Consider the following 13,077-nt stretch of genomic DNA (forward strand, 5'->3'; position numbering starts at 1 on the left):
GGGGCTTTAAATGGCATTTGAAGATCGTTTAACCGCCTCTATTCGTGGTGTTGAATTTTTCCTAGATGATGCAAGTGGTGACTTTGGTCGCCGTGCCATCCCTCATGCTTACCCTAAGCGTGAACAAGGCTATACCGAAGATAACGGTAAAGTGCTTCAGCAAGAAATGATTAATGGCCGCACTGTGGGTGATGGCTACTTTGAGAAGCTACAGCAAATCATTGAAGCGATTAATACACCAGGGCCGTGTGAACTGATTCACCCTTGGTTTGGCGTTCGTAAGGTTCAGGTTGGCAAAGGTAGCTTTAAGTTAGTCAACAAAACAGACGGCTTAGCTACATTTAGCTTTGAGGTGTTTGAGCAAGGTGAAAACCTATTCCCGAATTCAAAGCGCGATACCGCAAGCCAGGTGCAAGGTGAATCAACCAAGTCACAAGATGCGGCTAATGATGCCTTTGAAAAAGAATTTGATGAGACGGCCACGGAAGGTGTGGGCGATATGGTTGACCAGTTCTTAGATGACTTGGATGAATTCACTCGTGGTTTGCCATCACTACCCAGTGAGCTGCGTGAATGGACAGATCGCCTTATGCGCACCAAAGATTCCATTGGCAACCTCTTGGCCTACCCTGGTGAGTTAGCGCGTGAAACCATGGGCCTGTTGGAAGACGTGAAAGGCGTGGTCACTGACCCTGTTCGCGCCCTCGATGTTTACCAGAACGTACAAAACCGTTGGGATGGTATGCGAGCTGAACTGGCTGTTACTGGTGGTTTAAGTCGTAACATCGATAGCGCTGATGGCGTCGCAAGTTCGGTGCCTAGCGTGGCTAACCCTGTGAAGCAACAAGCCGTGCTAAATAATGCCGATGCGTACAAGCGTTTGATTATGAATTCTGCGACTGTGTCTAAGGCTTCAGCAATGGGTGATGCGGATATTGGTGTTGATTTGATTGATACCGATGAGTCGATTAATAGCCTTTCAGGTGCTGACCGTAAAGCCGTATTAACGGGTGAGCAATACAAGAAAATGGGGTATGACATTGCCAATGAGTTAGCGGAGCTTTCTGCAAATGCCGTTGAGCTTGGTGACTCTGCTGTGTGGCGTCAGTTTCGTGTGCTGCGTCAAGCGGTGTTGGCGGATACTAGAGCAAGAGCCGAGCTTTTGCCTCAGTTAAGTATTTACACGCCCACCAGTACGGTGCCTGTTTCTTTGGTGGCATGGCAAGAGAACGGCGACACTGAAACGCGCCAGAGCATAGTGCGTCGTAATGGCCTGTCTAATCCGTCTTTTATCTTGCCTTCAGATTCCATTGAGGTGATTAGCTCATGACGACGCAGTTAGATGAAATTGTATTGAAAGCTGGCGGTAATGTTTACGGTGGCTGGACTAAGGTCAGCGTGACTCGCTCAATCAATGCGATGTCTGGTTCATTTGATTTAGAACTGACTTGGAAGTGGCAAGGCTCTGACGATAAATACAAAGCCTTCATGGAGCCGATTCAGCAAGGTCAGCCTTGTGTGATTGAAATTGGTGGTGAGCGCGTGATTACGGGCTATGTGGATGATTGGGTGCCTAGCTACGATGCAAACCAGGTGATGATATCGGTGAGTGGCCGAGACAAAACCGCTGACCTAGTGGATTGCTCGATTGACTACCCTTCAGGCCAGTTCAACAACCAAACGTTAACTCAGATAGCTAACGTGGTGTGCAAGCCTTTCGGTATCAAAGTGATCGTGAATACCGACGTGGGCGCGGCGTTCCCTCGTATTCAAATCGAGCAAGGCGAAACCCCGCATGAGCTGCTTGCTCGTCTAGCGCGTCAGCGTGGTGTGCTGCTAACCAGTGACGCGTTTGGCAATCTTGTGATCGTGCGTAGAAGCACAGAGCGTGCGGGTGTGTCTTTAATTCTTGGTGAGAATGTGAAAGCTGCGCGTGGTCGCTTCAGCTGGCGTCAGCGTTTTAGCTATTACAAAATAAAAGCCGTCGGCCCTGCATTTGGTGGCTTTGATTCAGATGATGCTATTTCGGTAGGTGGTATTGAGGCGGATGTTCGCGATGCAGATATTACACGTTATCGACCGATGATTATTGTTAATGAAGAAGTGACTACAGCGGAAGGTGCAGCCAAGCGCGGCCAATGGGAACGCCAACGCAGTATTGCTACCTCCAATGGTGCTGAATACACGGTGACAGGGTGGCGAATTCCGCAAACGGGCAAGCTATGGAACTTCAATACGGTAGTGCCAGTTCAAGATGAGATTGTGGGTTTGGATGAAGAGATGCTGATTGCCTCGATCATGTTTAGCGAAGATGCTTCAGGTCGTATTGCTGTGATTAGTGTGGTTAAGCCTGAGTCTTTTGATATACCCGCGGAAGCTGCAAAGAATACCTCTTTAAAATACTCTTGGAAGAAAGCTCAAGGACAAGCCGAATGATTACAATGAGACATGTCGAGAAGTTACTTTCACCAATCAAACGCCGTATCACTGGCATGGTTACCCGTGCGTTAGTTTCTGGAGTTGTGGAAGACTTACAGCGTCAGAATATTCAGGTACAGCTTCATTCTGATGAATCTGCGGATGACATCGAGCGCTTTCAAAACTACGGTTGCAGTTCGTTCCCACCTATAGGTTCTGAAGCCATTCTCGCGGCTATCGGTGGCAATCTAGGCAACTTGGTTGCTGTGGCCGTCGAAGATAAAAAATATCGTCCAAAGGGTGAAAGCGGTGACGTTTTCCTCTACCATTTGGAAGGTCATAAAATCCGCTTAACCAAAGATGGCAAGGTGGTTGTTACAGCAACCGACGTTATTTTTGAAGCCGCTAATTCCTTCACTATTATTTCCCCTGAAACATTGATTCAAGGCCCTTTGCATGTGACAGGTGGGATATCTACAGACCTTGGTATTTTTGCTACTGGCGGCATTACTTCTGCCAGTGTTGTTAGCGGTTCAGATTTAACCGCAGGCGGCTTTAGCTACCTTGGCCACTTCCACAAAGATGCAGAGAACAGGAATACTTCAGCACCAGTGGGTTAACTATGAGCGTGAGCATCGTGTTCGACATGATGAAAAACACAGGAATCATTATCGAGGGCGGAAGTGTCGCAGATGACACAGTTTCAGCCCTCGTTTTGATCTCGTTGTTTACCGATGCACGCGCCGATACTTCAGACCGCTTACCCGACGATTCAAACGACTTTAGAGGCTGGCCTGGTGACACGTTTTACGATGCACCATGGGGCTCTAAACTTTGGCTGCTTTACCGTGAAAAACTGACTACCGATGTGCGCAACCGTGCGGTAAAATACGCAGAGGATGCACTGGCTTGGATGTTGGTTGATAGCGGTGATGGCCAGATGGCAAAAAGCGTTGTCGTAACGGGTTCTATTCCTCGCTTTCAAACCCTAGCCTTGAATATCGATATTACTAAACCAGACGATGAAGTGATTTCATTGACGGTTTCTAAACGATGGGAGGCGCAACGTGCTGTTTAACGTTCCTACGCTACGCCAGTTAATCGAAAGTGGCCTAATTGATATTGAGGCTTCACTAGATACTCTGCTGCCTAAGTTTGGTATCGAGCAGGCTTTAAACGCTTCTGTTAGTGGCAGCATTCGCGATCTATATGATTATCAAACGTGGATTGTTCGCCAAATCATTCCTTCTTCTGAATCTGAAGACCAAACCATTATCGACACCGCACGTTATGAAGGTGTGCTTCAAAAGCTTGCGAGCAATGCTTTTGGCCCCGTAACGTTTACTGGTGACGTACCTATTCCCGTTGACACTGTGATGACGCATTCTGATGGCCGCTTGTATCGAGTGACGCTATCAAATGCGCCGTCTGGTGGCACCGTGGTTGTTCAGGTTGAAGCAGAAGAAGCAGGCGTTGCAGGTAACTTAGATTCAGACCAAACGCTGACGTTGGTTTCTACTGTTCCAGGCATTCAACCAAACGGTATTACAGGTGAAATTTCAGGCGGTGCAGATATAGAGCCAGTAGCACAGGTTCTTGAACGTTTGCTATTTCGTAAGCGTAACCCTCCAATGGGTGGCGCGTTACATGATTACGTGGCTTGGTGTCGTGAAGTGTCAGGTGTGACTCGCGCTTGGTGTATCGATTTATACCAAGGGCCTGCCACTGTTGGCTATGCGTTTGTCTACGACGAACGCGCCGATATTATTCCAACCTACACCGACCAAGTAGCAATGACGGATTATATTTATCGCCATCCAGACCCAGCAACAGGGACTGATGTTGGCCGACCAGGTGGTATTGAAGCGGTCTATATTCCTCTGCAACTAAAAGAGACTGATTTGGGCATCACAATATCCCCAGACAACACCGATTTAAGGCAAAGCGTGAAGACCAGTATCGAGGGTTATATTAAGACGCTAAGCCCTGGTTCAACGCTTCAATTAAGCTCCGTTCGTACTGCTATTGGTTCAACACCTGGTGTGAGTGATTACGTTCTAGATCTTAGTGCCGATGTTCCTGCTCTATCTAGTGAGCTTCATGCTTTAGGGGTGATTACATGGGGCACGATGTAGAGGCATGGACAGGCTCGATAATGGCGCAAATGCCGAAAGGTATTTTGTGGGATAGAGCACCCGATTCGAACTTAGTTAAATACGCTCAGGGTTATGCGCCTAGGCTTGTTCAAGCAGAAGATAATGCGAACAACTTACTGCTCGAAATGCGCCCTGAAACGCTCTATCAAACACTCGCTGAATGGGAAGAGTATTTAGGGCTTCCTGAGTGTGTAGCAGAGCCTAATTCGAACTTTGAATATCGTCGGTTAGCAGTCATAGAAAAGTATCACCGCAAGGGTGGTTTGCAGGCTTGGAACATTCAAAAGTTAGCCGAAGATTTAGGCTTTACTGTTCAGGTTGATGAGACGTTTCCTCATCACTGTTTACGCTCTTGCATTTACCCACTATGGGAACAGAAATACCGCTACATTTTGCGCGTTACAGTGTATGGCATCCCTGGTGCTTACATGACGTGTCTTGATGATGTTTTGACGCCGCTTATAACCTCTGATGCAGGCGTTATTGAATGTACTTTAAATCGTTACAAGCTAGGTGGTTTGTATTACGAATTCTATTACGCCAACGAGCAATAAAAGCCATTTAAACGGCGTTTAAACAAATTTAAAAATTGGAGTTTTACAATGCATCCTTTACAAAATGGCAGTCAAGATACGAACCGCCCACCTAAGAAGCCCCTTACTGGTCCTGCTGGTTGGTTTACTGAATCAGGCGATAACAATGTACCTAGTTACCCTGGTGCGGATTGGTTTAACCATGTAATAGCTGAGTTTCAGAATGCTTTGAGTGAGCTTGGTGTTCCTTTTGAACCAGGTAATGATGATCACTTAAGCGCGGCATTCAAATTGATGAAAAACCGTCAGTTAACAGTAAATGACATTAAAAATAGTGACCATGTAGAGGGGACTGTTTTCAATGTGGTTGATAGGGATAATGGCCTGTTTGTTAAAGAGTTAGGTGGTTCTCCAAATGGAATGGATATTTTGGACGCTGGAAGCGGGTATACAGCGAAGCTTTTGAACTCACCTGCAAAAGGTTCTCATATCGGCATTTTTCCATCGATAGAAGATCAGTCCATAGCCTTGAAAAGATTGTCCGAAATTAATGTCGGTTCATCTGAGTTAATTCCTGGGGCTTATACTGTTGATAATGGTGATTTTTCGGTTGATTTATATCATTCATACGGTGAGATCTCCTCTAGTAACCCGTCATTCTGTCCTGTGAACCTAAGTGTGGCAAGAGAGGCTGAGTTTAATGTGGCTCCATCATACGACGCAGATATTGGAAAACCGTTAACGCTTATATCGGATGAAAGTCTTGGGACTCTAAAACGGGTCGACTATAAGCTTCCCGATACAACGATTAATGATGGTAATCCATCAGCTACGTTATCTCTTGATAATGGCATTGTATTTAGGAAGTTTAGGATTGTTGCGGATATTGTAGGTGACTTGATGCCTTTAACAATACAGACCTCAACGAAACTCCTTCGTAATACTGACGTTGCTGAAGTATTAGATACTGGTGAAATCTCGACTCCTATGGGAGGTTTTAAATCAGGAACGCAGGCATTCATAGAGATAACAAAAGGAATTGGCATGGGGGTTGTTAAGATATCTTATCAATTCCAAGATCCTATTAACAAACAACGAACTAACGTACCTGTGTGGGTGATTGATCTAGATGATGGCCAACAGCCATATTCTCACAAGTTTCTTTTGCCTGAATGCTCAACCTCAACTATGAATGGCTTTAAAAAGCTTGGATCTGGTACAGGCCTGAGCTGGATTATTGAAGCGGTGCGGGGGCCTGTTAGCATTAAAAGTAGAGGGCAGAACCTTGCAGATACTCCTCCTGTTAAGGTTTTTTTAAAAACCTTAAACCCTGGAGATTATATAGATGGCAAATTTGTCAGTGACTATTATGAAGGGTTCGAAATAAATAAGATTGATCTAATTATGACCCAACAACAGGCGGGGCGAACCACAACATTAAGCAATATTAAAGTAGAGGTTGAACTATGAGTTATTTAAACCGTATCAGTAATCCAGCCAATGGTGGTCATTCGGCGTTCAATACTCTTGGCTGGTTGGGTGACTCGGTAACTATTGCGAACTATTTAGGACCAACAGGTTCAGGCCAGAGCAATCAAAAGTATAGTTTTGCATCTATAGTGTCTAGTTATTACGGTGCCGAGATGAATAATCAAGCAGAATCTGGAAGGGTTCTATCATCATTTTTACCATATCAAACGGCAAATGTAGGCTCTGCTGTAGCAAACTTTGATGGAGAATGGTTACTTGATGGTAGCCAATGGTATTGGTGGGATCCAGTTGCAACAGCTTGGGTTTCTGTTGTTAACAACGGCGCAAGTGTAGACCGAATTGGTTCTAGTACTGTAAATCTAGACAATTTGATAAATAATATTGGAACAACCCATGTCATCATTTCACAGACAGGTGTTAATGATAATACTGCAAATATTGATTCCGGAGCAGGTGATTGGGGTGCGCATGGGTCTAGGCATTATCAACTGTTAATGAAGGAAATAATAAAAAGATTAAAGTTAGCTAATAAAACAGTACTAGTTGTTACTGGGTTAACGGCATCTGACGCAACATTTCATGGTTTGGATGGTGATTATCTCCAGACCATGTTAGGCAGATACTCGGAAGCAGCAAGGCATGTTGCTTATGATGAAGGCCTTAGATGTTGCGACACGGGTCTGAGATTAAACTTGGAGATAGCTACAGGACGAAAAGACATACTTTCTCGCAGCTCTCAGGTTAAACCGGATTCGTTTACACAAGCTGAATGGGACGTTTATTTAGCAAGTACTGGTGACCCTAGCGCAATAACAAACCCTTACCGTGTTTTTGATGAGACGGAAGATTATTTACATATGTCTGATGCCGTTCGTACAAACTTTTGGTTCAATCTTCACCCTAATGCGTTAGGACATTATCTAAATGCAAACGAGATTATAAAGTTTATAAATGAAGGTGGTTTTGTTTAGAAAAGCTGTTTAAACCACTAAGGCCGACCAATTTGAGCAACTTGCAGGCTGTTCAAATTGGTCGGCCTTAGTGCTCACATCACAAGGCGCGCTACAGCGAAAAAGCCTACGACGTAAACTTCAAAGATTACAAGAAGCTCGTTAGTTAGGCTTAAAACCGAGTAACAATCGCTAGACATTAACATCCGTCGTTAATTAAATAATCCGTCCAGATTTATCTAGCCTTTAAAGACCAGTTGCTGATGCCACTGGTCTTTTTTGTGCTTCATTCAAAGAAATATAAATTAACCGCTCACAGACAACGATCTTCGGTGACGCCAAGTCATTATATTGATAGGTTAATGTTTATACATTTCTACTTCATACTTCACTTTAGCGTCTCTCCAAAACATTCGTTTCTCAGCCAAATGGAAGCACCCAATCTAGAAAGGAATTCTATGTTCGAACAGGTCGTCAGCATTCTGTTTCCCGTTTTTGCTTTAGCCAGTGCTGGCTTTGCGGTTGGTCGTTGGCTCAAGCCCGATTTCAAACCGATCAATCGGATCAACATGGATGTGTGTATTCCTGCGCTAGTGTTTGCCTCGCTGACCACCATGCCCCTCGACACCGAGCAATTGCCACTCATCACCGCCTCTTTGGTCGCGGTGTTGGTGCCTGCTTTATTGATGATACCAATCTGTAAGATCTTTAAGCTCAACTTCAAAGCTTGGGCTCCGCCACACATGTTCCGCAACAGTGGCAACCTTGCGATTCCTCTATTCACGTATACCTTTGGCGAAAGCGCGTTAGCCCCTGCGGTACTGCTGTTTGTGGTATCGGCTTGCGTGCACATTAGTGTTGGCTTGGCGCTGTTGAGTGAAGGTAATCCGATCAAGCAGATCCTCAAGATGCCGATATTCTTAGCCGCAGCATTAGCGATGACGCTCAACCTGTCTGGCATTGCAGTATGGAATCCAATCTACGAAGCCACATCGCTACTCGGCCAAGCAGCCGTGCCCATCATGCTGTTGTCGTTGGGTTCGCAAATGGTCAACTTGAAGCTCAGCGGACTCAAAGTTGGCTTGCTGTGTACGGCTCAATCTCTGTTTACTGGTGCCATCGCCTTCGCCATCATCTACTTCTTTATCCCGCTGCCAACGCTGCACCTACAAATGATGGTGCTGTTCACCATGCTGCCACCTGCCGTGATGAACTACCTGTTTGCAGAACGCTTCAATGTCGAGCCACCCAAGGTCGCGTCTATGGTGTTGTTCGGCAACTTCCTGAGCGTGGTCACCTTGCCGATCTTGTTGTCATTCGCGCTGTCTATGTCATCTTAAAGAACCGCGAACCTTCAGGTTTACGACCTTTAAAACTTAGCCAATCAATAAAAAGGGAGCGCAACTTAGCAAAGTTGACGCTCCCTTTTCAGACTATATTTTCTATTTATCTCAAGCTGTGCCTCTCTCCGCAAGCACCTCTTTAAATGCGAACATGCCATTTAACGCAGCTGGGAATCCCGCATACACCGACATCTGCAATATCACTTCTTTGATCTCTTCCTCGCTACATCCAACATTGAGTGCCGCATTCAAATGCACCTTAAGCTGAGGGGCACAATTACCGAGTGCGGTAAGGGCAGCGACGGTCGCGATCTCTCGTGATTTCAAATCCAAACCGGGCCGTGAATAGATATCACCAAAGGGATACTCGATAGTATATTTTGCAAGAACAGGGCAGATGTCTTGCAGGCTTTCAATAACCTGTTGCCCTGCTTCTCCGTCGATATGATTAAGTCTTTCTAAGCCGATGTCGAAACGTGATTGATTCATAGGTTTGTTCCTTTTTATGATTTACAGGAACACCTTACAAGTTAGAGTCGACTCTAAGTCAACGGACTTTTCCATCTCGATACAAACTAATTTTTTGCTCTAGCGCAGTCAGATGCTTTTGTTGTTCTTCGATATGGGAACGCAAATTCTGTTGATGTTGTTCGAGCAACACTTGGCGCTGCGAAGTCGATTCTGGCCCTAACTCCCTTAGCTTTGCGTATTCCAGAATTTCGTCCAGTGGCATTGCGGTGTCTTTTAAGCGCTTCACGAACTCAATCCAGGTAACGTCCTTCGATGTATAGACTCGATGACCGCTACTGTTCCGATGAACATTTTTCAACAAGCCGATTTTTTCATAGTAGCGAAGCGTGTGAGCCGACAAACCCACCAACCGAGAAAACTCACTCACATTCATTACTTCACCTTTTCTATCTGGGTATAAGTACTCAAACTATGCGCACTTATCTAATTTGAGCTCTGCGGTGACTTTCGTCAAACGCAACGCAATCGCGAAACACACTAAGTAAGGACTCACATACCAAAAGATACTTTCTAGTGGCTGCTTCACCTGCGCTTCTCTGGTTTTTATGTATTGGTTTTTCTGCATCTCATACTGACTCAGCATACCATCCACCCATACTGCATCACTTTCCACCAGCGACACGCTCGGCGCAGGAACCGTAAAATCCGATGCGTTGGGTAACAAGGTGAAATCGACATCTTTGAACGTGATCGCCGTATTCAGATACCACAAACACGCTTCATGGTGCTGAGCGTGATTATCTAAAGACGGCTGACCAGTGCAGATATCACTTCTTAATTTATCCAAAGAAAACTGCTGAACAGATTCTAAAATCGCCACCGCTCTGGTTTGTTCAGTCTCGACCCAATCACCTGCGACCGACGCACGAATCTCAGACACCGCACCCAGCATCCCGATACCCGCCAACAACGGCCATAAATAATCCATCAGTTTCCATTTGCGTCGGCTCAAGTTGAACCCACACCAAATTGGAATATGTAAGATGAGCGTTAGCCCTAGTGATAGCAAAACGAAATTCAAGGAGCTAGAGAGCATGAGTTCGCTATCAAAGAAGTTCTTCATAATGAGAGACTTGCCTGTATAACAAAGAGAAATTTGATACTAGGTTCGATATTAGAAAAGAGTGTAAGGGGAAAGTAAAAACAGCACTAAGAATTGGCGTTAGTGTTGTTTATTTAAGCAAGTAGCGGCTTTTCCATCGGGATGCAGTCGAGGCTAATACCTCTAGGAGAGTGATAAGTGGAAAGTTCATCACCGATAAAACCACACGAACGATAAAATTCCGCAGCATTCAGGGTCGATTCTAGCTTCATTAACGGCAAGTTGTGTTGAATCGCTAGTTCCTCTAAGAACTGCAACATCTGCTTCGCTGCGCCTTTTCCGGAAAAATCTGGGTCCACAAAAATAGCATCAATCATACCGGTTTCGATGTTGATTTTACCGCTGCCAATCACTCGCTCATCGACTTCTGAAACGTGAAAAGTTTGGGCTACATCGCTTATGAATCCATCAGACATTCCACCCTGCGTCCATATTGACAGCTGTTCTTCTGAGTAATAAGCCGAGCACTTCTCGACAATGGCACGGCTTCGAATATCGAAAATATCCTGAGCATCAGACTCAGCCGCTTTTCTAATGGTAATCATAAGCCTACCTCTGGTGACTAAAAGATACTACTGCTAGTAAATCGAATAACTACTCGGTGACTAACGCTGGAGATTGCTTCCCCTTAGCTGACACAAGATAAAAACCAACGGCACCAACAACTGAAATTAATATCACACTAAACCAAGTGAAAGTGTACCCATAATCATCGATAAAGTAGCCAATCACGATAAAACTAGGCATAACGAAAACCGTTCGCAAGGTAATGAGCACGCCTTGAATGCGTCCACGATGACTCGAAGGGGAGTTGTTTGCTAGATATATGCCCTCTTTTGTCAAAAGAAGAACCTCGCCCGCAGATAGAAATAGCCAAGCAAAAAAATGAACAGGAATGTTAGGAAACAACATGACGAGCATATAACCAAAGGCAAACATAAAGCCTGCATAGGCAAGGCTTACGGTTTCAGCCTTACCTGACGTGAACTTCATTAAGATTGGCGTAATCAGCACCACCACAACACAAGCGTAAGTCATGAGTTGCCCGAAAATAATTGGGCCTTGCTCTCCAAACACATGGCTCAAATACAATGGACTCGCCATAGTCATTTGATTTAGCGAATACCACAGTAATCCACATAGAAAAGTGAACAACAAAAGCCGTGGCCTAGATTTTAAAACTGACCAAACCGAACCAGAAACGGGCTGTTCCAGTTCACTCTCGCTGGTCGATTCCGTTCCAGGTTGCAACTTCACAAATACAGCCACAATAAAAACACAAAAAAGAGCAGCAAAACCGTTGCCGAAAAATATCCAGTCGGTGTGATTCCAGAACAAGTAGCCAGCCATAACAGGACCAAGAGCTGAACCAAAGTTATAGGCTAGATAACTTAATGACATGACTGCATCACGATTCTGAGGGGTAGAAAGATCGGCAACTAAAGCATTACTCGCGGGTAAAGCTAAACCGCCAAAGAAATAGGCACAAAACAAGAACACAGGTACGACTACCGGAGCATCGGCAAAGAAACCACAAATAATCAATAATACAGCACACATAAACTCGCCAAACACCATGACCCGTTTATGTCCCAACCTATCCGCTAATCTCCCACCTAAAAAGCTCCCTAAAAGGTAAGAGCCCGTCACACCCATGGCAAGGGAACCTGCGACTGTTGCGGAATAACCCAACTTATCGGTTAACAGTAAGACTAAAAATGGAACGATAAAGTTACCCATTCCCAGAATCATTCTAGCCAGTGCTAAATAATAGATATTATTCGGTAAATACCTATAAATAGAAATGGCTGAGAAAAGCTTATGAATCATGAAGTTCCTAAAGTATGTAAGTGCTTGATTACGAATTTCTATTCGATAGTACTGAAATCTAAGTTTCTCGGCACTGAAACATTAATAACCTGAGTTCCTGCAATTAAGTCATGCAAACAGCGTCTGTTTTTACGGAAAACAAACAGGTAATTAAGAATCGATATATATTGACCAATAACAGGAATATAAACAAAGATGTTCATAGGTAAAATTCGTTTGATCATTATGTTGAATAGCCCTAGTTGCTTGCCATCCATATCAACAATCGCAATTTCCATTACATTTTTACCGATCGTTTGTCCCTTCTTTTGCAGTAAGTAGCCATTACACAAGAGGAATATCACCCAGCCATAAACAAACATCATGATTTGTTCATGTAACTCTATGACTCCATTAGAAACGGCTCGATCGAACAAATCGGTATATAGGACCACTGGAATCATAGCAGCTGCATAAATGAGGCCGTCGATAACAAACGCCCAAAACCGAGACCATCGAGACGCGAGTACAATTGCAGGGGTGTTTTCTATTACTTCAGACATGTCCTTTCCTAAGGTGGTATTGATTATTGGCGTAGAGCAATCGATTTTTGATAGCGCCAAGTTGATGTACTGATAGACAAATCTTGAAATTAATCCGAAATAAAACACTTTGCTTTCAATGGATAAGTCACGCTTTATAAAATCATGCGAAACATAACACAAACCAATACCTCCACTAATA

At 44.6% G+C, this 13,077-nt stretch carries 15 protein-coding genes; 9 read left to right on the plus strand and 6 right to left on the minus strand.

Annotated features, from left to right (window positions below):
- Positions 1–10: 10 nt before the first annotated feature.
- From M4S28_RS17540 to M4S28_RS17580, 9 genes are all read left to right on the plus strand, one after another.
- The gene (locus M4S28_RS17540; RefSeq protein WP_249633355.1) at positions 11–1,330 is read left to right on the plus strand and encodes a DNA circularization protein; all 1,320 of its coding nucleotides are present in this window, start codon (positions 11–13) and stop codon (positions 1,328–1,330) included.
- Positions 1,327–2,436 carry a phage baseplate assembly protein gene (locus M4S28_RS17545; protein ID WP_249633356.1) on the plus strand — a complete coding sequence of 370 codons (1,110 nt, stop codon included), beginning with the start codon at positions 1,327–1,329 and terminating at the stop codon, positions 2,434–2,436. The genes M4S28_RS17540 and M4S28_RS17545 overlap by 4 nt, the downstream gene beginning before the upstream one ends.
- On the plus strand, positions 2,433–3,038 hold the full coding sequence (locus M4S28_RS17550) for a phage baseplate assembly protein V (RefSeq protein ID WP_249633357.1): 606 nt from the start codon (positions 2,433–2,435) through the stop codon (positions 3,036–3,038). The genes M4S28_RS17545 and M4S28_RS17550 overlap by 4 nt, the downstream gene beginning before the upstream one ends.
- 2 nt (positions 3,039–3,040) lie before the next feature.
- Positions 3,041–3,496, plus strand: coding sequence for a phage GP46 family protein (locus tag M4S28_RS17555; RefSeq protein WP_249633358.1), 456 nt, complete (start codon positions 3,041–3,043; stop codon positions 3,494–3,496).
- Positions 3,486–4,553: a baseplate J/gp47 family protein gene (locus tag M4S28_RS17560; protein WP_249633359.1), complete on the plus strand. Its 1,068-nt coding sequence runs from the start codon at positions 3,486–3,488 to the stop codon at positions 4,551–4,553. The genes M4S28_RS17555 and M4S28_RS17560 overlap by 11 nt, the downstream gene beginning before the upstream one ends.
- Positions 4,538–5,128 (plus strand): YmfQ family protein, encoded by a 591-nt coding sequence (locus M4S28_RS17565; RefSeq protein WP_249633360.1) that lies wholly within the window; start codon positions 4,538–4,540, stop codon positions 5,126–5,128. The genes M4S28_RS17560 and M4S28_RS17565 overlap by 16 nt, the downstream gene beginning before the upstream one ends.
- 48 nt (positions 5,129–5,176) lie before the next feature.
- On the plus strand, positions 5,177–6,577 hold the full coding sequence (locus M4S28_RS17570) for a hypothetical protein (RefSeq protein ID WP_249633361.1): 1,401 nt from the start codon (positions 5,177–5,179) through the stop codon (positions 6,575–6,577).
- Positions 6,574–7,569 carry a hypothetical protein gene (locus tag M4S28_RS17575; protein ID WP_249633362.1) on the plus strand — a complete coding sequence of 332 codons (996 nt, stop codon included), beginning with the start codon at positions 6,574–6,576 and terminating at the stop codon, positions 7,567–7,569. The genes M4S28_RS17570 and M4S28_RS17575 overlap by 4 nt, the downstream gene beginning before the upstream one ends.
- Before the next feature lie 437 nt (positions 7,570–8,006).
- A complete protein-coding gene (locus tag M4S28_RS17580) occupies positions 8,007–8,888 on the plus strand; it encodes an AEC family transporter (RefSeq protein ID WP_004732869.1) in 882 nt (293 codons plus the stop codon).
- A gap of 111 nt (positions 8,889–8,999) precedes the next feature.
- Here M4S28_RS17580 and M4S28_RS17585 read toward each other — a convergent pair whose 3' ends face one another.
- From M4S28_RS17585 to M4S28_RS17610, 6 genes are all read right to left on the minus strand, one after another.
- The gene (locus M4S28_RS17585) at positions 9,000–9,380 is read right to left on the minus strand and encodes a carboxymuconolactone decarboxylase family protein (protein ID WP_249633363.1); all 381 of its coding nucleotides are present in this window, start codon (positions 9,378–9,380) and stop codon (positions 9,000–9,002) included.
- A gap of 58 nt (positions 9,381–9,438) precedes the next feature.
- Positions 9,439–9,795: a MerR family transcriptional regulator gene (locus tag M4S28_RS17590; protein WP_104215197.1), complete on the minus strand. Its 357-nt coding sequence runs from the start codon at positions 9,793–9,795 to the stop codon at positions 9,439–9,441.
- Between the two features lie 36 nt (positions 9,796–9,831).
- Complete coding sequence (locus M4S28_RS17595; RefSeq protein WP_249633364.1) at positions 9,832–10,350, minus strand: hypothetical protein; 519 nt, start codon at positions 10,348–10,350, stop codon at positions 9,832–9,834.
- 248 nt (positions 10,351–10,598) lie between these two features.
- Complete coding sequence (locus M4S28_RS17600) at positions 10,599–11,069, minus strand: GNAT family N-acetyltransferase (protein WP_249633365.1); 471 nt, start codon at positions 11,067–11,069, stop codon at positions 10,599–10,601.
- 49 nt (positions 11,070–11,118) lie between these two features.
- Complete coding sequence (locus tag M4S28_RS17605; RefSeq protein WP_249633366.1) at positions 11,119–12,354, minus strand: MFS transporter; 1,236 nt, start codon at positions 12,352–12,354, stop codon at positions 11,119–11,121.
- Between the two features lie 38 nt (positions 12,355–12,392).
- A complete protein-coding gene (locus M4S28_RS17610; RefSeq protein WP_017086629.1) occupies positions 12,393–12,896 on the minus strand; it encodes an RDD family protein in 504 nt (167 codons plus the stop codon).
- Between the last annotated feature and the right edge of the window lie 181 nt (positions 12,897–13,077).

This window comes from Vibrio sp. J383 (genome assembly GCF_023503985.1).
In the GTDB taxonomy this organism is placed as follows: Bacteria; Pseudomonadota; Gammaproteobacteria; order Enterobacterales; family Vibrionaceae; genus Vibrio; species Vibrio splendidus.

Excerpts from the sequence above, each read along its gene's own strand:
- M4S28_RS17600 (WP_249633365.1), bottom strand. The coding sequence starts at position 11,069 with ATGATTACCATTAGAAAAGCGGCTGAGTCTGATGCTCAGGATATTTTC.
- M4S28_RS17550 (WP_249633357.1), top strand. The coding sequence starts at position 2,433 with ATGATTACAATGAGACATGTCGAGAAGTTACTTTCACCAATCAAACGC.
- M4S28_RS17595 (WP_249633364.1), bottom strand. The coding sequence starts at position 10,350 with ATGGATTATTTATGGCCGTTGTTGGCGGGTATCGGGATGCTGGGTGCG.
- M4S28_RS17565 (WP_249633360.1), top strand. The coding sequence starts at position 4,538 with ATGGGGCACGATGTAGAGGCATGGACAGGCTCGATAATGGCGCAAATG.
- M4S28_RS17580 (WP_004732869.1), top strand. The coding sequence starts at position 8,007 with ATGTTCGAACAGGTCGTCAGCATTCTGTTTCCCGTTTTTGCTTTAGCC.
- M4S28_RS17570 (WP_249633361.1), top strand. The coding sequence starts at position 5,177 with ATGCATCCTTTACAAAATGGCAGTCAAGATACGAACCGCCCACCTAAG.
- M4S28_RS17575 (WP_249633362.1), top strand. The coding sequence starts at position 6,574 with ATGAGTTATTTAAACCGTATCAGTAATCCAGCCAATGGTGGTCATTCG.
- M4S28_RS17545 (WP_249633356.1), top strand. The coding sequence starts at position 1,327 with ATGACGACGCAGTTAGATGAAATTGTATTGAAAGCTGGCGGTAATGTT.
- M4S28_RS17605 (WP_249633366.1), bottom strand. The coding sequence starts at position 12,354 with ATGATTCATAAGCTTTTCTCAGCCATTTCTATTTATAGGTATTTACCG.
- M4S28_RS17610 (WP_017086629.1), bottom strand. The coding sequence starts at position 12,896 with ATGTCTGAAGTAATAGAAAACACCCCTGCAATTGTACTCGCGTCTCGA.
- M4S28_RS17555 (WP_249633358.1), top strand. The coding sequence starts at position 3,041 with ATGAGCGTGAGCATCGTGTTCGACATGATGAAAAACACAGGAATCATT.
- M4S28_RS17590 (WP_104215197.1), bottom strand. The coding sequence starts at position 9,795 with ATGAATGTGAGTGAGTTTTCTCGGTTGGTGGGTTTGTCGGCTCACACG.
- M4S28_RS17585 (WP_249633363.1), bottom strand. The coding sequence starts at position 9,380 with ATGAATCAATCACGTTTCGACATCGGCTTAGAAAGACTTAATCATATC.
- M4S28_RS17540 (WP_249633355.1), top strand. The coding sequence starts at position 11 with ATGGCATTTGAAGATCGTTTAACCGCCTCTATTCGTGGTGTTGAATTT.